The sequence below is a fragment of the Dellaglioa sp. CoH-56-MRSF-11 genome (assembly GCF_056782135.1).
Genome location: NZ_JBXAYE010000006.1, coordinates 38,225 through 61,478, shown reverse-complemented (window position 1 = coordinate 61,478; position 23,254 = coordinate 38,225). Strand labels below are relative to the sequence as shown.

25 protein-coding genes, 1 other RNA gene and 1 riboswitch are annotated in these 23,254 nt (G+C 33.6%); of the genes, 6 read left to right on the top strand and 20 right to left on the bottom strand.

Annotation, left to right across the window (positions count from 1 at the left end):
• Positions 1-82: 82 nt before the first annotated feature.
• From galE to brnQ, 4 genes are all read right to left on the bottom strand, one after another.
• The gene (galE, locus tag AC1RPT_RS06855) at positions 83-1,072 is read right to left on the bottom strand and encodes a UDP-glucose 4-epimerase GalE (protein WP_481761942.1); all 990 of its coding nucleotides are present in this window, start codon (positions 1,070-1,072) and stop codon (positions 83-85) included.
• Between the two features lie 121 nt (positions 1,073-1,193).
• A complete protein-coding gene (locus AC1RPT_RS06850) occupies positions 1,194-1,583 on the bottom strand; it encodes a tautomerase family protein (RefSeq protein ID WP_481761941.1) in 390 nt (129 codons plus the stop codon).
• 13 nt (positions 1,584-1,596) lie between these two features.
• Positions 1,597-2,118, bottom strand: coding sequence for a folate family ECF transporter S component (locus AC1RPT_RS06845; RefSeq protein ID WP_481761940.1), 522 nt, complete (start codon positions 2,116-2,118; stop codon positions 1,597-1,599).
• A 40-nt stretch (positions 2,119-2,158) separates the two neighbouring features.
• Positions 2,159-2,257, bottom strand: a riboswitch (THF riboswitch).
• 63 nt (positions 2,258-2,320) lie between these two features.
• Positions 2,321-3,682, bottom strand: coding sequence for a branched-chain amino acid transport system II carrier protein (brnQ, locus tag AC1RPT_RS06840; RefSeq protein ID WP_481761912.1), 1,362 nt, complete (start codon positions 3,680-3,682; stop codon positions 2,321-2,323).
• 95 nt (positions 3,683-3,777) lie between these two features.
• Here brnQ and AC1RPT_RS06835 point away from each other — a divergent pair, with 95 nt between their 5' ends.
• Positions 3,778-4,755 carry an asparaginase gene (locus AC1RPT_RS06835; protein WP_481761911.1) on the top strand — a complete coding sequence of 326 codons (978 nt, stop codon included), beginning with the start codon at positions 3,778-3,780 and terminating at the stop codon, positions 4,753-4,755.
• Positions 4,756-4,816: 61 nt separating this feature from the next.
• On the opposite strand, the gene AC1RPT_RS06830 is transcribed toward AC1RPT_RS06835, so the two are convergent.
• From AC1RPT_RS06830 to AC1RPT_RS06770, 13 genes are all read right to left on the bottom strand, one after another.
• Positions 4,817-5,557: an acyl-[acyl-carrier-protein] thioesterase gene (locus tag AC1RPT_RS06830; protein ID WP_481761910.1), complete on the bottom strand. Its 741-nt coding sequence runs from the start codon at positions 5,555-5,557 to the stop codon at positions 4,817-4,819.
• A 12-nt stretch (positions 5,558-5,569) separates the two neighbouring features.
• On the bottom strand, positions 5,570-6,451 hold the full coding sequence (rsmI, locus tag AC1RPT_RS06825) for a 16S rRNA (cytidine(1402)-2'-O)-methyltransferase (protein WP_481761909.1): 882 nt from the start codon (positions 6,449-6,451) through the stop codon (positions 5,570-5,572).
• The gene (locus AC1RPT_RS06820; protein WP_481761908.1) at positions 6,448-6,804 is read right to left on the bottom strand and encodes a DNA replication initiation control protein YabA; all 357 of its coding nucleotides are present in this window, start codon (positions 6,802-6,804) and stop codon (positions 6,448-6,450) included. Before AC1RPT_RS06820 ends, rsmI begins: the two co-directional genes overlap by 4 nt.
• A 22-nt stretch (positions 6,805-6,826) precedes the next feature.
• Entirely contained in the window at positions 6,827-7,834 is a 1,008-nt protein-coding gene (holB, locus tag AC1RPT_RS06815) for a DNA polymerase III subunit delta' (RefSeq protein ID WP_481761907.1), read from the bottom strand.
• Between the two features lie 12 nt (positions 7,835-7,846).
• On the bottom strand, positions 7,847-8,176 hold the full coding sequence (locus tag AC1RPT_RS06810; protein ID WP_409021519.1) for a cyclic-di-AMP receptor: 330 nt from the start codon (positions 8,174-8,176) through the stop codon (positions 7,847-7,849).
• Between the two features lie 19 nt (positions 8,177-8,195).
• Entirely contained in the window at positions 8,196-8,837 is a 642-nt protein-coding gene (tmk, locus tag AC1RPT_RS06805) for a dTMP kinase (protein WP_481761906.1), read from the bottom strand.
• 164 nt (positions 8,838-9,001) lie between these two features.
• Complete coding sequence (locus AC1RPT_RS06800) at positions 9,002-9,244, bottom strand: YaaL family protein (RefSeq protein ID WP_481761905.1); 243 nt, start codon at positions 9,242-9,244, stop codon at positions 9,002-9,004.
• Between the two features lie 18 nt (positions 9,245-9,262).
• A complete protein-coding gene (recR, locus tag AC1RPT_RS06795) occupies positions 9,263-9,862 on the bottom strand; it encodes a recombination mediator RecR (RefSeq protein WP_409021522.1) in 600 nt (199 codons plus the stop codon).
• Positions 9,863-9,889: 27 nt separating this feature from the next.
• Positions 9,890-10,204 carry a YbaB/EbfC family nucleoid-associated protein gene (locus AC1RPT_RS06790; RefSeq protein ID WP_409021523.1) on the bottom strand — a complete coding sequence of 105 codons (315 nt, stop codon included), beginning with the start codon at positions 10,202-10,204 and terminating at the stop codon, positions 9,890-9,892.
• 17 nt (positions 10,205-10,221) lie between these two features.
• Positions 10,222-11,937: a DNA polymerase III subunit gamma/tau gene (dnaX, locus tag AC1RPT_RS06785; RefSeq protein WP_481761904.1), complete on the bottom strand. Its 1,716-nt coding sequence runs from the start codon at positions 11,935-11,937 to the stop codon at positions 10,222-10,224.
• 87 nt (positions 11,938-12,024) lie between these two features.
• Positions 12,025-12,111: signal recognition particle sRNA small type (ffs, locus tag AC1RPT_RS06780), an RNA gene on the bottom strand.
• A 47-nt stretch (positions 12,112-12,158) separates the two neighbouring features.
• Positions 12,159-12,653 carry a tRNA adenosine(34) deaminase TadA gene (tadA, locus tag AC1RPT_RS06775; RefSeq protein WP_409021525.1) on the bottom strand — a complete coding sequence of 165 codons (495 nt, stop codon included), beginning with the start codon at positions 12,651-12,653 and terminating at the stop codon, positions 12,159-12,161.
• The gene (locus AC1RPT_RS06770; protein WP_481761903.1) at positions 12,654-13,256 is read right to left on the bottom strand and encodes a class I SAM-dependent methyltransferase; all 603 of its coding nucleotides are present in this window, start codon (positions 13,254-13,256) and stop codon (positions 12,654-12,656) included.
• A gap of 213 nt (positions 13,257-13,469) precedes the next feature.
• Here AC1RPT_RS06770 and nrdH point away from each other — a divergent pair, with 213 nt between their 5' ends.
• The 4 genes from nrdH to nrdF are packed head-to-tail and all read left to right on the top strand — an operon-like array spanning position 13,470 to position 17,243.
• Positions 13,470-13,700: a glutaredoxin-like protein NrdH gene (gene nrdH, locus AC1RPT_RS06765; RefSeq protein WP_481761902.1), complete on the top strand. Its 231-nt coding sequence runs from the start codon at positions 13,470-13,472 to the stop codon at positions 13,698-13,700.
• Positions 13,700-14,080 (top strand): class Ib ribonucleoside-diphosphate reductase assembly flavoprotein NrdI, encoded by a 381-nt coding sequence (nrdI, locus tag AC1RPT_RS06760; protein ID WP_481761901.1) that lies wholly within the window; start codon positions 13,700-13,702, stop codon positions 14,078-14,080. Before nrdH ends, nrdI begins: the two co-directional genes overlap by 1 nt.
• On the top strand, positions 14,052-16,229 hold the full coding sequence (gene nrdE, locus AC1RPT_RS06755; RefSeq protein ID WP_481761900.1) for a class 1b ribonucleoside-diphosphate reductase subunit alpha: 2,178 nt from the start codon (positions 14,052-14,054) through the stop codon (positions 16,227-16,229). Before nrdI ends, nrdE begins: the two co-directional genes overlap by 29 nt.
• A 21-nt stretch (positions 16,230-16,250) precedes the next feature.
• On the top strand, positions 16,251-17,243 hold the full coding sequence (gene nrdF / locus AC1RPT_RS06750; protein WP_409021529.1) for a class 1b ribonucleoside-diphosphate reductase subunit beta: 993 nt from the start codon (positions 16,251-16,253) through the stop codon (positions 17,241-17,243).
• A gap of 70 nt (positions 17,244-17,313) precedes the next feature.
• Here the strand turns inward: nrdF and AC1RPT_RS06745 are convergent, their stop codons facing one another.
• Together AC1RPT_RS06745 and AC1RPT_RS06740 are read right to left on the bottom strand one after the other, a co-directional pair.
• Positions 17,314-17,850 carry a DUF1648 domain-containing protein gene (locus AC1RPT_RS06745; RefSeq protein ID WP_481761899.1) on the bottom strand — a complete coding sequence of 179 codons (537 nt, stop codon included), beginning with the start codon at positions 17,848-17,850 and terminating at the stop codon, positions 17,314-17,316.
• A 175-nt stretch (positions 17,851-18,025) separates the two neighbouring features.
• Positions 18,026-19,366: a hemolysin family protein gene (locus AC1RPT_RS06740; RefSeq protein ID WP_481761898.1), complete on the bottom strand. Its 1,341-nt coding sequence runs from the start codon at positions 19,364-19,366 to the stop codon at positions 18,026-18,028.
• A gap of 243 nt (positions 19,367-19,609) precedes the next feature.
• Between AC1RPT_RS06740 and AC1RPT_RS06735 the strand changes: the two genes are divergently transcribed.
• Positions 19,610-20,248 carry a DUF998 domain-containing protein gene (locus AC1RPT_RS06735; RefSeq protein ID WP_481761897.1) on the top strand — a complete coding sequence of 213 codons (639 nt, stop codon included), beginning with the start codon at positions 19,610-19,612 and terminating at the stop codon, positions 20,246-20,248.
• A 275-nt stretch (positions 20,249-20,523) separates the two neighbouring features.
• On the opposite strand, the gene mprF is transcribed toward AC1RPT_RS06735, so the two are convergent.
• The gene (gene mprF, locus AC1RPT_RS06730; RefSeq protein WP_481761896.1) at positions 20,524-23,133 is read right to left on the bottom strand and encodes a bifunctional lysylphosphatidylglycerol flippase/synthetase MprF; all 2,610 of its coding nucleotides are present in this window, start codon (positions 23,131-23,133) and stop codon (positions 20,524-20,526) included.
• Between the last annotated feature and the right edge of the window lie 121 nt (positions 23,134-23,254).

The window sequence follows — 23,254 nt, the reverse complement described above, 5'->3', positions numbered from 1 at the left end:
CAAAAATAGTATCACAAATTTTTTCTAAGAGAAAATTAACAAAAAAATAGGACAAATAATTGTCCTATGGTTAATAACTAATTTATTTTGAAAATCCATTTGGATGCGTCTGTTCAAAAGTCCATGCTGTCTTAATGATATCTTCCATATTTTCATACTTAGGAGCCCAACCAAGAATTTCATGTGCTTTTTCACTTGCTGCAATTAAAGTTGAAGGATCACCTGCACGACGTGGTGCAATTTCTGCAGGAATTTCTTTACCTGTTGCACGGCGTGCTGCTTCTAGAATTTCCATATTTGAAAATCCATTAGATGAACCCAAGTTAAAGGCATTACTTTCATTTCCCGCAAGTAAGTAATCTAAGGCGCGAATGTGCGCATCTGCTAAATCAAGAACATGCACGTAATCACGGACGTTTGTACCATCTTTGGTATCATAATCGTCCCCAAAAATTTGTAATTTTTCACGTTCTCCGTTAGCAACTTGTAAAATAATTGGAATTAAATGTGTTTCAGGATTGTGATCTTCACCGATGCTACCATCTGGTTTTGATCCAGCAACATTGAAATAACGTAATGCGACAAACTTAACACCATCTGCAACGTCAGTCCAGTGCATAATTTTTTCCATGGCTAATTTACTTTCACCATATGGATTTGTTGGAATTTGAGGGTCATCTTCATGAATTGGGACAACTTTAGGTTCACCATATGTTGCAGCTGTTGAAGAAAAGACGATTTTTTTAACGCCAACTTCAGTCATGACTTCAAGTAAATGAATCATCCCTGCTGTATTATTGTCAAAATATTTTAATGGTTTTACCATTGATTCACCAACAAGAGATGAAGCTGCAAAATGAATAACTGCTTCAATATCCTCATTTTTGAAAACATTGCGCATAAAATTTTTATCCGCAATATCTCCTTGATAAAATTTTGCCTTTTTATTAACAGCCTCTAAGTGCCCTGTCACTAAATTATCGACAACAACAACATCACGACTATTTTCTACTAATTGATCAACAGTATGTGAACCAATGTAACCTGCGCCACCCAAAACTAAAATTGACATTTAAATTCCTCCAAATAGTTTATTTTCTTTATTATAACTTATTTTAGTAAATTTATCAGTGATTCACCCTTCTTTAGCAAATAAATAGACGACGAAAATAAATTCGCCGTCTGGTTAATTTCTATAAGTCACCCGTTAAAAATTGTGCTTGGCCCATGCCAAAGCTCCAATCTTCATCAGTATTAGTTGTTAAATTAATCATTAAATCTTCTGGTCTCAATCCAACTTTTGTTTGTAACTGTTGCATTAACTGTTGATAGAAGGTTTCTTTTTGCTCTGTCGTTCTTGGTCGCGTTGTTAAACTAAAGACCAATACTTCTTTTGTTCGCATAAATCCAAGCCCAGTATCTAAAATTTGCATTTCATTTATTGGATGTTGAGTGACAATTTGATATCTGTCACTAACTGGTGCGCCAAATGAATTAAGCATTACATCATAAGCAATATCTAAAATTTCTTTTATTTGGCCTTCAGAACGGCCTTCAATCATATCAATTTTCATCAATGGCATAGATTGAATCCTCCTATAATCGTTTACCTAATCTTTGGATTTGTTTATTATTACCAACCATATATAACAAAATAATTTGAATTGGAATTAAAATTAAATCTTTGATAGCACGTGCATAGATAATTGTCCAAGGTGACTGGTACATTAATACTAGCCAGAATGTATTTAACAATAAATCAATAACAACGACATTGATTAATACGGCAATAATAATTCGCGGTAACGTAAATGGTTTTTTATAAAATACAAGTCCATAGAAAAACGCACCTAAGAAAGCAGATAGCGAGAATCCCCAGAAAAATGTACCTCCTTTACTGAATAATACTGTTCCAAGTAAATCCGATAAAACAGAACCAATACCACCCAGTAATGGGCCAAACCACGCCGCTAATAGATAAGTCGCAATAAAAGTGAAACTTATCCGTAACGTCAATACCTGATACGATAATAAATTAGTTAGAATAATTTGACCAGCCAATAATAGACCCATCACCGCTATATTCTTTGCGGTTAACCTCTTTGTTAAATTTTCCATGATTCAGACATCTCCTCGTTGGAGTTGCCACATTGTGGTATGCGGCGAATGCGAAAACACAACCGCAGCTATCGCTAGCCTTCGTCCAAAAGACACATTCCGTCCTTTTGGCACTTAACGCTGTATTCTCTACCCCGAAATTTTGTATTTTACTACTTGTGTAGTATACCACTAAAAAGAAAATAACTTTGGGTGTTTCTTTTTAATTTATTTTCTTTTCACGAATCATAAAAATTAGTCCCATAAGTAATCCTAACGCAGCAGGAACTATCCAACTTAAGCCAATATTAAACAGTGGTAAATAATGATTTGCAAATGCTAACATATTTTTAGCAAAAGCTAAATTTTTAATTGAAATTGGCATCGCGTTTAGTCCATCAAAAATGGCACTAAAAAGCGTTAAAACGGTTAACCATTTGTAGATAATGCTGACTTTTAAGTCATACTTATTTAAAGTAGGTTCTAAACAGGCAGCAATCATCAATACAATAGCAAGTGGGTAAAGCAACATCAAAACTGGTGTTGATAATGTAATTAATTGATCTAACCCAACGTTGGCAATTAAACAACTAATCACACAACCAAGTGTTAAATACAATTTATAGCTACCATGACCAATAATTTCAACACATGTTTTAGCACATGCGCTAGTCACGCCAATTGCCGTTTTAATACAAGCAACAACAATAATTGCAGCAAGAAAGAAACTTCCGAATTGTCCAAAATAACGTTGAGCAACTTGAGCTAAAATAGCACCACCATTACCAGAATGTGGAAATACACCCAGACTCGTTGCCCCAAGATAGGCCAAGCATGTATAGATGATTCCCATCAAAATAACACTGATACTACCAGAATAGATAATCCCTTTAGTAATTGATTTAGGATTCGTAATACCTAAATCTTTAATTGTATCCACAATGATAATACCAAAAGCCAAACCAGCGAGTGCATCCATAGTGTAATATCCTTGCCCAAAAGCAGACATAAAAGCACCATTCTTGTAAGAACTTGTTGCGGGGAAATCTGAAAAATTACCCATTGGCTTAATAAATACAAATAACAATAAAATAGCCAACGCACATAAAAATATGGGATTTAAATACTTACCAACATAGACTAATATCTTGGTTGGTTTAACTGCCAAAAGCCAAACTATTGTGAAGAATAAAATTGAAAATAATAATAGCCATACTGAATGTTGGCTGGCTTTAATATGTGGTGCAATTCCAATTTCAAACGGAATAGTTGCTGATCTTGGACCTGCAAATAGCGGTCCAATAGTTAGGTAGAGCAACATTGTGAAAATTATGCCATACGTTCGATTAACCTTAGAGGCTAAATCGAAAACTCCCCTACTTTTAGACAATCCAATAGCAATTACACCTAAAAAAGGTAACCCAACACCAGCAATTAGAAAGCCTAAATTACCTATCCACAGGTTTTGTCCGGATTGTTGACCTACAAAGACTGGAAAAATTAAATTTCCCGCGCCAAAAAATAAACCGAATAACATTGAGCTAATAAATAAATACTCATTCTTACTTAATTGTTTTTCTTTCATTCTCATAACCACCTTATCTGTTCATATACAGTAACAAATTCATAGTCAAAGTACAATATAATATGTATAATCTAAGTGTCAGCAAGGAGGAAAATATGAAAAAAATATTAATTTTACACACTGGTGGTACAATCGCCATGTCTGAAAATCAAGAAACAGGCGCAGTTGCACCTGGTGCAGAAAACCCTTTAAACCAAGTTGAAAATCCATTTGGTGATCGTTTCGATTTAATCACTGAAAATATTTTTAACTTACCATCCCCACATATTGGCCCCATAGAGATGCTAATTATTCAAAAAAGAATTATGCGTGCATCCGCGGAAGCGATTGATGGTATTGTTATTACTCACGGTACGGATACATTAGAAGAAACTGCTTATTTTTTAGATCTTACATTACCGAACCATCTACCTGTCGTTTTAACAGGTGCTATGCGTTCCGCAAATGAAATAGGCTCAGATGGCTTACACAATTTTCAAACAGCCATCTTAACTGCAGCAAGTGATGATGCAGTTGATAAAGGTGTCTTAGTTGTTATGAATGATGAAATTCATACAGCACGCTATGTAACAAAAACACATACAACAAATGTCGCAACTTTTAGAACACCAACGTTTGGCCCAATTGGTAGTATCGCTAAAGATAACGTGACCTTTTTTGCCGAATTGCTAAGCCAGACTTGCTTAGCAATCGACAAAGTTGTTGATCATGTTTATTTAATTAAGGCTTATGCTGGAATGGATGCTGATTTACTTGGTTTTCTTAATAATGACCAAACGAACGGTATTGTCATTGAAGCTCTTGGTGCAGGAAATCTTCCCCCACAAGTTTTAGCTAATCTTCAAAAATTAATTGATCGCGATATTCCAGTTGTAATTGTTTCACGTTGCTTTAATGGCGTGGCACAAGATGTTTACGACTATGAAGGTGGTGGCGTTCAATTGAAAAAAATGGGCGGCATCTTCTGTCGTGGCTTAAATGGTCAAAAAGCAAGAATCAAACTATTGGTTGGATTAAGTGCTGGTCTTGAAAAAGAAGAACTCTCGATTTATGTCGCAGATGCTTTATCATAAAAATATAAAAAATGCTCTGAGTAACTGGATAGACTTCCAGTTACTCAGAGCATTTTTTATTCTAACGTTTCGTCCACTCACAGTCAGCTTCACAATAAACATCATCACCAATTTTAATCTGGTGATGTGTCGTTAAGTTATCAATAACAACGATACTATCTATCTTATGACCATAGTGAATTTCTTTTTCATATTTAATATTCATATGTTTCAAATCATGTGACATTAAAAAGTCTTCTGACAATGAATCTAATAACCAATCAAAATATTTTGAATTGTTTACATGTTGATTTGGATCAATATCAAAGAATCGAACGTCATATGATTTTTTAGCAGCTATTGTATCTTCTTTCATGATACCAACTGGTTTCTCCAAACGCTCAATTCTTCGTGTATATTCAGCACCAAAAGGTTCAATAACTTCTGGCAATACACGAGTCATTTTACGTGTTTTATGATCCATTAAAACAAATACAGCATGAATATGTGCACACTCATTACCTGCTTCATCATGAACCCAGAAATCTCGGTAACAGAAGAAACGATTGTACGAAACAGCCTCAGTAGTTAATGTTAAATTCTCATCAATATGTGGTATTCTCGAAATATCAATAAGATATTGTGTAATAACCCAACCAAAGCCCAAATTTGTTAAATCTTTTTCAGTAATTCCTAAGCTATCACTTTGGTCTGTTGAAACCAAAATAATCATGTTAATTAGCATTGCTACTGTCACACGCCCACTTTTATCGCCTTCATAGTAAACCGCACGATGTAGCTCACTAAATTTATTATCTGCCAATATGTTCACTCCTTAAATCTGATGATACAGATTATAAACTTCTTGTTTTTTCATCTCTTGTTTCTTAGCAATCTCTTTTATCGCATCATTAGTTTTCATACCTGTTTCAATCAAATAATCAACTTGTTCTTCAATTGACATATTAGCCAGATGATCAACTTCCGTTGCTTCTGGCGAATCATTTCCCTCAACAATTACACAAAATTCTCCACGGACTTGCTCAGTGCCAGCCCATTTGATAGCATCATCCAGTGTTCCACGCAAGAATTCTTCATAACGTTTAGTTAATTCTCGGCATAGTACAACTTTACGCTGACCACCAAGGCTAGCAGCTATTTGTGTTAATGTTTTTTTCAAGCGATGTGGTGCTTCATAAAAAATAAGCGTCATTGTTTGATTTTTCAACTCAGCTAATTCTTCTTTTTGACTCTTAGGTTTTCGCGATAAAAAACCATAGAATAAGAACGGTTGTGGCGCTAATCCAGAAGCTATTAATGCAGTGATCCCGGCATTTGCCCCAGGAAGTGGCACAACTGGAATCTTAGCTTCAATACATGCTTTAACAAGATCATGCCCAGGATCACTAATTGATGGCATTCCTGCATCACTTACTTGTGCGATTGATTGACCAGCCAATATTTTATCAACAAATTGCGGAATACGTTCTTGCGTATTATGTTCATGAAAACTCAATTGACTTGTTTCAATTTCAAAATGATTTAATAATTTTTGTGTGTTTCGTGTATCTTCGGCTGCTATATAGTCAACCTCTTTTAAAATATCAATCGCTCTAAACGTCATATCAGATAAATTACCAATTGGTGTCGGTACTAAATATAATGACCCAGTTGTCCCTTTACCTTGAAAACTGCTTTGTGCTGCTATTTCACTCATACTTCGCGCTCCCCATAAATTAAATCTAAACAGAAAGCACAAGGTTCATCATCGACTCGACGTGATCCGTACATCCCTTCAATATTACAAATATGAAAACCTTGATCATATAATTTTTCTAAGTTTTGACGTGATTTTGACAGATTTGCATCGGAAGATTCATTAAAATTCTTAGACGTTTGTCGTTCTATTTCACTTAATCGTTCTCTCAAATGTTGGTTTTCAATCTCCAATTCAGCGTTATTTTCAAGAACACCAGTCATATCAGATTTTATTGTTTCAAAACTCGATAACATTTTTTTCATTTCTTCCTCGATAGCTATAAAATTATCATATAGTTGACGCTTATCCACAAAATCACCTTCATTTCATATTTTATAAATCTATTAATTTTAACGTTGTTACTTCAATTGCACTTTGAAATGTCATATTTATTTGGAGCATCGTTTTAATTTGTAAACAACCATCTAATATAGCAACTAACTTTTTATCACTAATCATTTGAGTTATTTTATCAATTTCAGTTAAACGATTAGAAAAACTCACTTGTTCCTTACGATTATAACGGACAAGTAAACAATCACGCGCTAACAGTACCATTAAATCAACCATCAATGCCTGTTGTTGTTTTTCTTTTGCGAGTGGCACTAGTTTTGTTTGTACCAAAATGAAACTTTCAGCATCATTTTTCAATAATTTACTGAACCAATTCCAAACTTGATTTGTCATTTCAGTAAAATTCTCATCTTGTGCTAATGCTACAGCATGGCTTGTACTCTCAGTTACATGAACAAGTAACTGAGCCTGATCTTTCAAGATACCTTGATTTAATAAATTTTGAATCAATTTTTCTTGAGAGAGTGCGACAAAATTAACCAGTTGGCACCGTGATTGAATAGTTGGCAAAATTTGATTTTTATTTTCTGTTAATAAGAAAGCTTTCACATTTCCAACAGGCTCTTCTAAAAATTTAAGTAAACTGTTCGCAGCACTAGCTGTCATACTCTCAGCTTTTTCAATTATAAAAATCTTTTGGCTACCTTCAACACCACTTTTTGAAAATTCTGATTTCAAAAATCGAATTTGATCAACTTTAATTGACTGGCCTTCAGGCTTAACACTCACGATATCAGGGTGATTACCTGATAGAATTCGTTGACATTCACCACATACACCGCAAGGCTTTTGATCCTCGTCAGCAGTACAAAAGAGTCGCATTGCAATCCATTGTGCTAGTTCAACCTTACCAATACCTTCTGGTCCGGAAAATAGATAAGCATGGGCTAACTTATTTGTTATTATCAATTTTTCAAAATGTTCAATTAATTTTGGCTGTAATTCTTGAATTTTAATATTACTGGTTTCATCAGCTAATTCTGTCATTACTATTTACTCCTAAAATTGATGAAACTCTTCTACTGGTAAGACAAATACTGTTGCACCACCAACCTGAACTTCTAATGGAAATGGTACTTGTGCATCCATTGAAACATCTAAGTTAACAGGGGGGGCCATAAATTGTTCACGCGTTGATGATGTCTCTTTAATGATTTGTAATACCTCATCAACACGTTCATCTTCAATACCAATTAAAAAGGTTGTATTACCAGACTTTAAAAAACCACCAGTTGTTGATAGTTTTGTTGCACGGACATTTGAATCTATAAATATATTGCTTAATCGGTTACTATCTTTATCTTGAACAATCGCTGTAATTAATTTCATTTGAATTCCCTCATTTCATTTATTTAAAAGACTCGGGTAATTTTTTCTTCAGAACGTCAATACAATCGTCAATTACTTTTTCCAAAGGTTGCGCCGCATTAATGGTTATAATACGTTCTGGATTTTTCACTGCTAATTGTTGGTATGCTTTGCGTACTTTTTGATGGAACTCTAACTTTTCATCATCTAAACGATTTATTTCATTTTGACGATGCTCAAAAATTCGTTTTAATCCAATTTCTGATGGTACGTCAAAGTATAAAGTTAAATCAGGTTCTGTTCCATTTGTTGCAAATAGGTTCATATCAGCAACCGCTTGCGTTCCGATATCTCTACCAGCACCTTGGTAAGCAATTGAACTATCAACATAACGATCACATATTACAATTTTATCTTCCTTAAGTGCTGGGAAAATTATTTCTGCGATATGCTGACGTCTTGATGCTGCAAACAATAATGCTTCAGTTCGTTTATCCATCTCTGGATAATCTTGATTTAAGACAACTTCACGAATGGCTTCAGATATCGGACTTCCACCTGGTTCACGTGTTATAACTAATTCTTTTACCAAGTTATTTTGTATCTTTTTTATAATACCTTTTAAGGCACTCGTTTTGCCGGACCCATCTGGTCCTTCAATCGTTATAAATTTTCCAGTCACATTAACGACCCCAATACTTATTATTATTGTACTTGAATCTTAAAAACCTGTCCATAAGATAAACCTACTATTAGTATACTATCTCTTATTTAATAAATCTAATCAGCATTTCACAAAAAAACGCCAAGACAAGTTAGGCGAATTGTCTCAACGTTCTTTCTAATTTAATGTGTGATTACTGAAGCCTGCATATGCCCTTTAACTGAACGAACACGCGCTTCATTATAGAGAAAGAAATATCTTTTTCTTGCCATCTGTGTTTCATTAATTAATTCTTCATCAACTTCGTAAATGGCCTCTTCAGTTTGTTTGGCTTGATCCCATGCTATTTTAGCGAGATCAATTGACTCTAGCAACTTAGCGTCATACTCTTTACGTAATTTAAGTTTTGTTTTTTTATTAAACATTACACCGTCAGCTCATTTCTATATTTCAGTACGTCCTTCAATCGCTTTAAACAACGTCATTTCATCTGCGTACTCAATATCGCTACCTACAGATAGTCCATGGGCTAATCTTGTCACTTTAATTCCAGCCGGTTTAATCAATCTCGATAAATACATTGACGTTGCTTCACCTTCTGGCGTTGCATTTGTCGCAATAATAACTTCCTGCATATCGGGATGCGATTGAAGACGTGTTAATAAACTTGTGATATTAATATCTTCCGGCCCTTTACCTTCAATTGGTGATAATACACCATGAAGCACGTGATACAAGCCGTGATACTCTTTCATTTTTTCTAAAGACATCACATCTTTAGGTTCTTCTACAACAATAACTTTGGTTTGATCACGTGATGAATCAGAACAAATCTGACAAGGATCTTCTTCAGTAATATTGCCACAGATACTACAATAATGTAGGTCTCGTTTGGCAGATATTAGTGATTTAGCAAAATCGGTGACATCATCTTCATCCATATCAATTGTAAAAAAAGCTAATCTTGTAGCAGTTTTACCACCAATACCTGGTAATTTCATATAACTTTCAATCAATTTTGCGATAGGTTCAGGATATTGCATTTTCTTTAGCCTTCTTTAATTTTAAGTTTATAGTCCAGGCATCCCTTGAGAATATTTACCCAATTTATCAGTTGTTGTTTTTTCAATTTTTGTCATAGCATCATTAACAGCCATAATAATTAAATCTTGTAACATATCAACATCATCAGGATCGACTGCTTCTTCTTTAATCATGATATCAGTCATTTTTTTGTCCCCTGTAAAGGTTACCTTAACTAAATCATTTGAAGCTTCGCCAACAAATTCAGTTGCATTCAAAGCCTCTTGGTCTTTTGTCATATCTTTTTGTAATTTTTGCATTTGTTTCATCATACCTTGCATATTACCATTTCCACGCATCATTATTAATTACTTCCTTTCTAATCCTGTTTAATTTCTATATTTTCTGTTCCAAAAATTTCTTCAGCTTTTGAAACAATTGGTTCTACTACTTCAGGTTCTGGCTCAATAATTGTTTCAGTTCCCTCGTGCTCATTTTGTTTAATGTAAGATTTTCGGACTTCTGGCCATTGCTCTGCTGTAATACAGACCACCTTAGGGACATGATGTAATAATCGATCTAACCCATTACCTAAAGCATCGAGTAACTCTGTATCACTTGAAGCTTTGACAGACAAGAATTCGTAATTAAAACTAACAAGTACACTGTCAGGACTAGCCGCAACCGGTTCACTAGCTTGCATAATCGCACGTTGTGTAACTGAAAGTTGATGCAACAACTCTGGCCAAACCTGTTTTAATTGTACCAAACTTTCTTTTGTTGCGTGATCTAAAATAGGATAAATTTGAGATAAATTTAATGTTGCTTTTTTTTGAGTAGAGGCAACTTTTTTAGGCTTAGCTATTACTGCCACTTGCGGTTGATTATCATTCTGACTTAAATCAATTATTTGCTTTTTCAAGTCTTCAACTGTTTTAGTTAAATTATTAATTTGTTTAGATGCATCTGAACTTAATTCTGATTGAGTCGTCTCCGCAATCGTATCAGAGGTATTAAATTGTGATAATCGAATTGTTAATACTTCTAAATAAACATCTGGATGTGTTGTAAATCGCATTTGTTGTTGAATTTCATTTAAAACATTTATCATTTGGTATAAGAAATCAGCAGAAATAGTCTGTGATAAGTTTTTAAAATCATCATTAACCATCCCTAATTCTAGTTGATTAATAAGTGCTGGTGCTTGCTGATATAATAGTAAATCACGACTATAGGCAATTAAATCTTCGATTAATCTAGTTGAATCTTTACCTTCGTCTATAATTGCTTGTATCGTTTCTAATGCCTCAGTAGTCGCTTTTTGACTAACTTCCGTGACGTAATTCTGTATTTTATCCTGTGTTACACTACCGGTTACTAACAAAGCATTATCCAAAGTCACCTTGTTATCACCGAATGAAATGACCTGATCTAAAATACTCAAAGCATCCCGCATTCCACCTTCAGCTGCTTTAGCGATAACTTTAAGCGCTGGTTCTTCATATTCAATTCCTTTTTCAGACAAAATATAAACCATTCGTTCATAACTGTCAGCTGGCGTAATACGCTTGAAATCAAATTTCTGAGTTCTAGAAATAATGGTTGCTGGAATCTTATGTGGTTCCGTTGTAGCAAGAATAAAAATAACATTTTCAGGTGGTTCTTCAAGCGTCTTCAAGAGTGCATTAAAAGCACCCGTAGATAGCATATGAACTTCATCAATAATATAGATTTTAAAATCAGCTTGTGTGGGTGCATACTTTACTTTGTCACGGATATCACGAATTTCTTCAACCCCATTATTAGAAGCGGCATCAATTTCGATAACATCGTTTAATTGACCATTCGTAATAGCGATACATGTCTCACATTTGTTACATGGTTCGCCATTTTCCTGGAAGTGACAATTAACTGCCTTAGCAAAAATTTTAGCTGCGGACGTTTTACCTGTTCCACGTGGACCATTAAAAATGTATGCATGACTTGTTTGTTGTGTCATAATTGCATTTTTCAACGTCTGCGTAATCATGTTTTGTCCAACTAAATCACTAAATTTTTGTGGACGCCAGACACGGTATAAAGCTTGGTAACTCATCACAATCTCTCCTTTCAAAATCTATAAATAGCTTTTTAAATAAAAAAATCTCTCAGCCATTTCTGACTAAGAGTCTTAAATAATCATAATTACTTAAGGCACAAAGTGAATCAAACTTAGTGCTGCTTCCTTCCGGATCTGACACAATTCGTAAGCACACTATTGCCTTAAGGCCTTGCGGCAATTATTATAATACATTAAATTCCAACAAAAAGCTACCTTTATGATTGCTTTTTTTCTTTTCTTTTACGACGAACTTCTCTAAAGAATGATTGGAGTAGGTCTTTGGCTTCATCTAATAATAATCCAGATTCTACTTTTGCTTGATGATTAAATCGTTCATCCGTTAATAAGTTCCCAATGCTGCCTGCAGTTCCTGCTTTAGGATCAAATGCACCAAAGTAAACTTCGGGGATTCTTGAATTGATAATCGCACCACTACACATTGGGCATGGTTCTAGTGTTACGAATAATTGCGCATCTACAAGACGCCAGCTATGAATCGTAGCACAGGCTTCTTGGATGGCTAAAATTTCAGCGTGAAGGGTTGCATCTTGCACGTGTTCACGAATATTATGGCCTCGTCCAATAATCTCACCATTTTGTACAACAACACAGCCAATTGGTACTTCACCAATAATTTTTGCATTTCTTGCTTCATATAAAGCTTCGCGCATAAAAAATTCTTTTTGTTCTTCAGTTAATTTTTCTACCATTTACTTCACACTCATTAAAATATAGTAACCTTTATCTTTTAAAATAATGTCACAATTACCAAAAACTTCAGTCATTCTCTTTTGAGCCGAACTTGCCCCTTGTTTCTTTTGTAATACAGCAAACAATTGTCCGCCAACTTTTAAATGGTCGAATGCGCCACTTAAAATTTCATGAACGACCTCTTTGCCTGCTCTAATAGGCGGGTTTGTAAGAATTGCAGCATAATCTGTCTTTTTTACATGACTGTATGCGGCAGATTCAAAAACTTCTATATTATTAATTTTATTGATTACCGCGTTCTTCTTTGCTAATTCTAATGCTAATTCGTTTACATCTGTCATGTCTATTTTTCGTTCTGGTTGATTCTTGGCTATAGCAAGTCCTATTGGACCGTATCCACATCCAACATCTAAAATATTTCCCGGAATTATTTTTTGTTGCTCAACTGCATTTAATAAAACTCTTGAACCAAAATCGACTGTTTTTTTTGAAAATACACCATTATCTGTGGTAAACTTAAACTCGTTGTTCAACAGTTTAAATGTCCATTCTTTTTCATCATGAATAACATCTGGATTTTTCGAAAAATAATAATTCGTCATATTTTTACCTACTTTCTCAATAGTTTCTATAATACGGAGAAAATCGAATTTTCGCAATCAAAATTTAATATAAACAATCCAAGACCTTGAACACTACATCTTGTGTGATGCAACTTAAAATCACACTAAATGTAGTGTTTTTTTCAATTGATTTTTGGATTATGTGTTGTATACTTATCTTATTAAACAAAACAACAAAGGGGAATTTATATAATGAAAAAAGTTACTGTATTTACAAAAAACAACTGCATCCAATGCAAAATGACAAAACGTTTTTTAGAAGAAAACAACGTCGACTTTGATGAACGTAACATTTCCGAAGACGATAACGCAATCGATTACTTGAAAGGCCAAGGTTTCCAAGCTGTTCCTGTTATAGAAGCTACTGGATTCGATACAATCGCAGGATTTCGTCCTGATATGCTTAAAAAGTTGGCAGTCTAATGAAAATTGTTTTCTTTAGCATTACTGGACAAACACGACGCTTCATCAATAAAATTGGCTATCCTTCATTTGAAATCGATCCAACAAACCCGCTTATTGAATTAAATGAACCCTATATTTTAATTGTTCCAACTTATGAAATTGGGCTCACTGAATCGGTCAACGACTTTATTGAATATCAATCAAATAGAGAAAATATACTGGGTGTTGTTGGCGGTGGGAACCGCAACTTCGCCCAACTTTTTATTTTTACAGCCAAAGATATCGCAACCGACTATCACGTCCCATTATTATATGAATTTGAATTCAATGGCACTGAAGAAGATGTAATCAATATGAAGAAAGTAGTTGATGAAATTGACATTAAAAACGTTAAATAGTGATAAAGTCACTTATTATGATTTAAATAATGAAATTAATATTCCCGTAGACGGTCAAATCCCACTTCAAAAAGATCAAGAAGCCTTAACCGCCTTTTTGAAAGAAAATGTTGCTGAAAATACAATGCAATTTGATTCATTAAAAGCACGTTTTGATTATTTAATTGACAACAACTATATTGAAACTGATTTTTATAATAAATATGACTTCTCATTTATAGAGGAGCTCTACGCTTATTTAGCAGCTCAAAAATTCCATTTCGGTACATTTATGGCTGCCTACAAATTTTATGCTCAATACGCACTTAAAACTGATAATAATGCCTATTACCTTGAAAATTATATTGATCGTGTTGCAATGAACGTTCTTTACTTTGCTGATGGTAATACAGAACTAGCTATGAATTTAGCTGACGAAATGATTCATCAACGTTACCAACCTGCTACACCTAGTTTCTTAAATGCCGGTCGTAAACGTCGTGGAGAATTAGTTTCTTGCTTCCTAATTCAAATTACTGATGATATGAATGGTATTGGACGTGGCATTAACTCAGCACTTCAATTATCTCGAATTGGTGGTGGTGTTGGTATTACGCTCAGTAATTTACGTGGCGCAGGTGCACCAATTAAAGGGATTGAGGGCGCTGCTTCTGGTGTTCTACCCGTTATGAAATTATTAGAAGATAGTTTTTCATATTCTAACCAACTAGGACAGCGTCAAGGTGCTGGAGTTGTCTATTTAGACGTCTTCCATCCAGATATTGTTGCTTTCCTGTCAGCTAAAAAAGAAAATGCTGATGAAAAAATCCGTGTTAAAACTTTATCACTAGGCATCACTGTACCTGATAAATTTTACGAACTCATTAAAGATAATGCAACGATGTATCTTTTCGATCCCTACGGTGTTGAAAGAGAATATGGAGTCCCTTATTCCTATGTTGATATCACAAAAGAATATGACAATATGGTTGCCAATAAAAATATTAGTAAAAAAACGATTCTTGCCCGCGAATTAGAAACTGAAATTTCTAAGCTGCAACAAGAGTCAGGCTATCCTTATATTGTCAATGTTGATACAGCAAATCGCGCAAACCCAATTGATGGTAAAATCATTATGAGTAATCTTTGTTCAGAAATCATGCAGGTTCAGACACCATCAACTGTGAATAATGCACAAGGCTACGATGTTATGGGGACTGATATTTCATGTAACTTAGGCTCAACTAACATTGTTAATATGATGGCTTCTCCAGATTTTGGCCGTTCAGTTGATTCAATGGTTCGCGCTTTAACTTTTGTAACTGATAGTTCAGATATTGATGTTGTGCCTCCTATTCAACATGGAAATAACTTAGCGCATACCATCGGTTTAGGTGCAATGGGCTTACATGCCTACTTCGCTAAAAACCATATGCATTATGGTTCAGAAGACTCAATCGATTTCACTAGTGTTTATTTTATGATGCTTAACTATTACTCATTAAAATCATCAAATGCTATCGCTAAAGAAAAAAATGAAACATTCCATAACTTTGAAAAAAGTACTTATGCAACTGGTACCTACTTTGATAAGTATCTTAACGAAGATTGGGGCCCTACTTCTGATAAAGTTGCTGCCTTATTTGATGGCATCGACATCCCTAATCAAGAAGATTGGGCGACTTTGAAAGCTAATATTCAAACTGACGGTCTTTATCATCAAAATAGATTGGCTGTTGCACCTAATGGCTCTATTTCATATATTAACGATACTACTGCCAGTCTTCACCCAATTATTAACCGAATCGAAGAGCGTCAAGAAAAGAAAATTGGAAAGATTTACTATCCAGCTCCTTACCTTTCAAATGACACGATTCCATACTATACTTCTGCATACGACATGGATATGCGTAAAGTTATTGACGTTTACGCTGCTGCACAGGAACATATCGATCAATCACTTAGTTTAACTTTATTCATGCGTTCAACGATTCCTGAAGGCCTCTACGAATGGAAAAATGGTCGGACAGATAAAATGACAACACGTGACTTAAACATTTTGCGTAATTATGCGTATAATAAAGGTATTAAGTCAATTTACTACATCAGAACCTTTACTGATGATCAAGAAGAAGTTGGCGCAAACGCTTGTGAGAGTTGTGTTATCTAAACTGTAACGGAGGAAAGTTAAATGAATAATGATAGTTACAAAGCAATTAATTGGAACGAAGTTGAAGATCAAGTTGATAAAGCAACTTGGGAAAAACTAACAGAACAATTTTGGTTAGATACACGTATCCCCCTTTCAAATGATTTAGATGATTGGCGTACACTGAGTCCTGCAGAAAAAACATTAGTTGGTCATGATTTTGGTGGGCTAACATTGTTGGATACGGTGCAATCACAAGATGGGATGGAAGCGTTGCGTCATGATACACGGACTGCCCACGAAGAAGCTGTTTTAAATAATATTCAATTTATGGAATCGGTTCATGCTAAAAGTTATTCATCAATTTTTTCAACGTTGAATACAGCTTCAGAGATTACTGAAATTTTCGAATGGACAGACAAAAACGAATTTTTACAAAAAAAAGCACAACGTATTAATGGTATTTACCAAAACGGGTCACCATTGGAGAAAAAAGTTGCTTCTGTTTTTCTTGAAACGTTCTTATTCTACTCTGGTTTCTATACGCCACTTTACTATTTAGGCCATAACAAACTGGCAAACGTTGCTGAAATTATTAAATTAATTTTACGTGATGAATCTGTTCATGGTACCTTCATTGGCTATAAATTCCAATTAGGATTCAACGAACTTTCTGAAGAAGAACAAGGTAAAATGAAGACCTGGATGTATGACCTTCTGTTTGAATTATATGAAAACGAAGAAAAATATACCCATGAACTTTATGATGAAGTTGGTTGGACTGAAGAAGTTTTAACCTTCTTACGTTACAATGCCAACAAAGCTCTAATGAATTTAGGCCAAGATCCTTTGTTCCCTGATACAGCTTCTGATGTTAATCCTGTTGTCATGAACGGAATTTCAACATCAACATCTAATCATGATTTCTTCTCTCAAGTTGGTAATGGCTACTTACTTGGTAGTGTGGAATCAATGGATGATTCAGATTATGAAATTGGTGAAAGCGGCCAAATGAAACGTCGTCCTAAACGTTAGAAAAAAATCCTTACTATCAGCCTAAAAACTGATAGTAAGGATTTTTTATTTAACAGTTTTAACTTTACAATTACAGTAACATTCCCACTATTCCCGCACAAAGTATCAATATTCCTATAATGACCATCCATACACCTGATAAACGATTTAATTTCTCACGATGACTAGAATCCTGCGTTATTTTCTTCATCCTAAAGTTGGTATATTTATTAGGAACCGTTTTAGGCGCATAGTTTCCTAAGATGATCAGCAATGTTCCCACTATCAGTGCAACACTGCTAATAATATTAACCTGATGTCCCAACGCGGTAGCAAATATCATTGTTGCTAAAAGTATTGATAAGATTGGCGTAATCCAAATTAAAGCTGTATCTAGTTTCTTATTTTGACGATTAGTGTTATCTATTACCATTATCACCACATTGATTAAAATCATCAATAATGGGAACCCAATAATAACTAGATTTTTATCACCATACTGATCAATATTACCACCTATATTCCAGTGAATCGGAATTTTATTGGGTAATTTGTGATACAAAACTACTCCCATAATCATTGGAACAAATCCAAATAAGATGGCGCTGATATTCCTTTTATTTTTCATAATTGTCTCCTCCTACCAGATATTGTGACCATTTTAAATAATTCGAAATAGTCGTTTGATTCAAATTAATATGGTTACTACTTTTACCAATTGGCAAGCTATAATCCTTACCAGTAATGTAGTAAAAAAAATAGCATTTAGAGCTAATTAAAAACTAACCCTAAATACTATTTTTTTAAGCGTTCACTTTGTTAATCACTCTTTTATCTGTTGGTAAAACAGTTACTTCAAATTCTGAAATATAAGCATTTTCATAGTCCAATGCCTTAATATTAAAATTAGCAATTTTCATTTCATCATTAGCTCGAAATTTTGAGTCATTATTAAGCACAAATCCAGTAAGCGTCACCGCTTCACTTTCTTCCGTTTCTTTAAGCGTTGTATCAAAATATCTTTCAAAATCATATAATGTCACTTTACCTGAAACTTTAAATTTATTGTTTCCCATATCTACTATATTATCGTCATTCGTATCATCAAATTCTTCTCTAACAACACCAAATAATTCTTCATAGATATCTTTATCTGTAACAATCCCTGAAGTCCCACCATACTCATTAACGACGATAACGATTGGTGTTCTCTTAGATACCATAACATCCATAATACTATGAACTTCAGCATTTTCTTGAACGGCCGGAATATCACGCATAATTGTTGAAATCAAATTTGTCTTATCAATTTTTTCCTGTCGCAATAAATCATAACTATAAACGTACCCGATAACTTTATCTTTATCATTGTTAGCAATAACTGGGAACCTTGAATATCTAGTTCTCCAATATAAATTAACAACGTTTCTAATTGAATCGTCTACGTCTACTGCAACCATCGATGTTCGGTCAATCATGATATCTTCTGCCACTTTATCATTCATATCAAATGCTCGTCGCATGAATGTTAAATCTTCTTCATCAAGTTCACCAGCATTTGCGGATAATCGAGATAATGAGAGAATTTCAGTTTGCGAATAAATATCTTCTTCATTTTCAACTTCATAACCTAACAAATGCGTAATCCAATTTGCTGAACGATCTAAAATCCAAATTAATGGGTATAACACAATATGGAAAAACATAATAGGACGGACAATAAATAATAATACTGGCAATGGATCTGCAATTGCAATATTTTTAGGTACTAAATCAGTAAAAACAGCATGAATAACAGTAAAAATAAGAATTGCAGCAACCGATGCAATAGCATTTGCCATAGCCGCGGGTAATATATTTGATTGTATAATCGCATCTGCTATTGTTTTTTCACCAATCCAACCTAAAATCAAACTAGTTGAAGTGATTCCAACTTGGGCCGTTGACAGATACTCCGTTAGGTTCTCCGTCATATGAATAGCCCGCTTAATATTTTTAAGCGGCTTTTTCCCATACATATCTTTCAATGCACTAATACGGACACGAACCAACGCATACTCAGTCAGTGTAAATAACACAGACAAAAGTAATATTGCGATAATAACAATTACATTCACTAAATAATTTTCCGGACCAGAATCCAAGGTAACACCCTACTTTCAATTTGTTGTAATTTCTTAACTTCCATTATATCAAAAATATTGTTCATAAACTAGTTAACACTTTATCATTATATCTAAAATAAGGCTATCTAAATCGATATATCTTGGTATTATCTTAATTATAATTAAGAAGTGTCATTTTTAATTAGCCTTTTCGTAAACAACTATTACTTAAATAAGTTATAATAAAATTATCATATAAATAATTAGAATTGGGGATCTATAATGAATTTTTTAAAGAAATATGGTTTTTATTTAATGGCACTTGCCGTTATAAGTGAGTGGATTTTGCCTTTAGCATTAGCACCATTTGTACCTGGTTATTTGCAATTCACTAATTTAATTAGTGATTTTGGGGAAGTTGGCGTTCCAACTCATATGGCATTTAAAGTTTGGGAAGTTATAAATGGACTTCTTTTCTTACTTTCAGCACCAGCTTTCTATGAATATTTTAAAGGTACGTCAAAAAAATTAGCCAGCTGGTTTACCGCTATGTTAATTATTTTTAGTATGACCGATTGTCTTTTAACAGGAATTTTCGATCGTGCACTCACATCAAATACACAAAGCATTACGGGTATGATCCACAATTATTCGTCAGGCATTGGCGACACCGCTCTTTTGATTAGTATGTTTTTTTTATTAAAACTCTATCAAAAGCAAGGTAAAAAACTAATTACAACCCTTTTATTAGTTGCCTTTATTATTTCACTAGGAATTCAATTTTTATTTGTTTATCCAAGAATTATGCCAGATTCACAATTTAAAATTCCTTATCGTGGTTTGTGGCAACGTTTAAATTTATGGTTACTCTATATGCCATTTTTATTAATCTCTATCAAAAATATGTTTAAAAAAAGATAATACTAATTAATGAAATGCCTCACAATTATTAGACATAAGTCTAGTAATTGTGAGGCATTTTTATATCTAAATAATCGAGTAAGAAAGCAATCATCATACGCAGTTTCCAGACTAAAAGTACGTTAAATTAACTATTTGTTCACTACATTTAGAGTTTCTTTTGCTTCATAACAAACGTATTTCTTGCAAATTAAAAGACATAATTCCGATATTTTACCGGAATTATGTCTTGGTGTCTCAAATAATATATATCTCTACCCTTTTAATATACTATATTATCTAATATTCTTTATTAAAAACTTCATTATAGGGCTAGGCATTCTATCCTTTTTATCTACTGATTTTTTTTGATTTACAACTGCTAAAATCTGTAATAACGTAAAGGCAATCGAACTACGTTTCCTAAATGAAATATATTTTGGCTGCCATTTAGTTACATATTTATTTTTATACTTCTTTAGTCCCTGGAAACCATAAAAATGATACCCATATTCATAAATTAAATGAGCTATTTTTTCTTCCGCAAAACTAAATTTAGATTCACCTACATTCGACAATGGTGCCATACCCATATCGAATAATTCATAGCCGCCTTCTTTTGCTTGTTGAAAAAGGCTAATAAAGATTTTATCCATAATACCAGATGGCGCTTCTTCTCTACTATATCTCATCAAATCAATCGATAAGACCCTATTATTTCCGGTTGGCATCATTGTCGCAAAGGCAACCTTATGTCCCTCAGAATCATTAATAATAGCAATAGGCGCTTGATTAAGATAATATTCATCGAAAAATCCTAAAGAAAATCCTTTTTCAGCTTGTCCATTCAGCCAACTATCAGATATTTTTTTCAATTCTTGAATAGTTTCCTTTGAATAAGGGGGCTCGATCATTGCAAATGTATAGTTTTCTCGTTCAAATTTATTCATTAAAGCACGTTCAGAACGTCTTTTTTTACCAGCCAATTCAAATTCAGCTACTCTAACAAAACCTTCTTCACCCGTTTTAATGAAATCAAATCCAACTTCATGTAACATCATTGTTAACTTCGCATCAACTTCATAAAAAACTAATTCTAATCCTTCAATATCTGCGTCAACAATAAATTGATTAATTGCTTCACGAATAAACTCATGATTACCAACAGGTTCACCCATAACCACTAATTTATTCGATTTTTTTTGATAAAGGAAAAATACTTCGTCCTGTCCATCATTTTGATAGAAATAAACATTTTTATCCTTTAAAAATGAAAGATGACTGACTTCATTACCACCATAAGTATCAATTACATTTTTAACACGATCTGCTGGAAAATCTTGCTTACCAAATCGTTTATCCTTACCAGATAAGTACGTAAATGCAATCCATAACACCACAACTGCAGAAAGTAAACCTAGGAATCCTGATAGCCATATCTTTTCTGAAGGAAATAAGAATACATCTGGAACTTTACCCTTAAAGTGGAATTCTGGCATGTTATAGAATCCTACGATTGTGTATAAAATGAATGTTCCAGCAAATATACTTCCATCAATTAATAAACGGCCCCATGAATATTCAAATCTTTCACGATAAAATATTGGTTTAGATAATAGTGCACAAATGAGAATGATAGTTAAGAAAATAAGTATTGTTACTGAGAAATCATGCCACAATGTATTAGCAATACCCACGACAACAAAGATAATCATTGGCCAATAGACACGTTTAACTTTAGATTCAATACCTCGACCAATCCCAATCATTAAGAATGCAAGTATAATATTACTCATTTGATGAATGAAATAAAAGGTATAAGGATATAAGTAATTAATAATTGGATTAGTAAATGTAAATTCTGGAACCGTTGAAGCAAGTAATAAGATGATACCTGTCATATAGAAAAATAACACAAGTATAAAATGTGCTACTCTACTGAGTAAGATAACTGGTAGTCCATTTAAGTACTCATTAAGACGATGTCCTGAATCTTTAACGAATAATAATACCCCCACTAAGAATGGGAATATATAATAAAATAATCGATAAAACAATAACCAGATAACAGCTGTGCTATCCTGTACACCTAATGTTTGTAACCCTAAAATCATAAAGACATCAAAAGAACCTAACCCACCCGGAATCATTGAAATAACACCGATAATTGATGCGATAATAAATAACGGGAAGACAGCAACTAAATTAGATGTATCAACATTCATCATAAATCCGATATAAATGAAAAATAAACCAGCAGATCCCCATTCTAAGGAAGAGCCAAGTATTAACGTTAGTTCACGACCTAATGTTAAATCTGCAAAAAATTCTGAATCTCTTGTCTTTGTAATAATAAAAACAATTGGAAAATATAGGCCACCTAATAACAACCAGACCCAATACTGTCCGAATTGTGGTCCAATATTTAATCCAAAAATCATGAATAAAGAAACCCAACAATATAGTGATAGACCCGCAACTAAAAATAATGCTATTTTTGATATAGCAAATAGCACCTGTTTTTTAGACGCATTTTTACTATAAAAATTAGCTCTAAGTGATGCACCTAGTAGGCCACCAAATCCTGCTATGTTAGTCATTGTATTCGTTATCCAACCGCTTTGAAGAATGTATCGCCAAGAATACTTTTCTGGTAAAAATTTAACCATGACAAAATCATAAATCATCATCGGAAGGACAGCAATAAATCCAATTACCAACATTAATATAATGGATTTTACTGACTGTGATTCAAAACTTTGCTGAACTTGTTCACCATTTATATCCTTAAATATTTGTCCAACTTGGATAATAACAAAAATTAAAACTGATAAAACAAATAAAAGCTTAATTGCTGTTAATCTTTTTTTAATAAATTCATTACACGTACTAATTATTTTTTTCATTTTTTGAATCCCCCGATTTATTTTTTGTTACTTATACTCCCCCCGGAATATATAATACTATTTTTTCTTTTGTTCTACGTAACCTTCATTTCACAATAAAGTCTATATCGTTAATAAAATT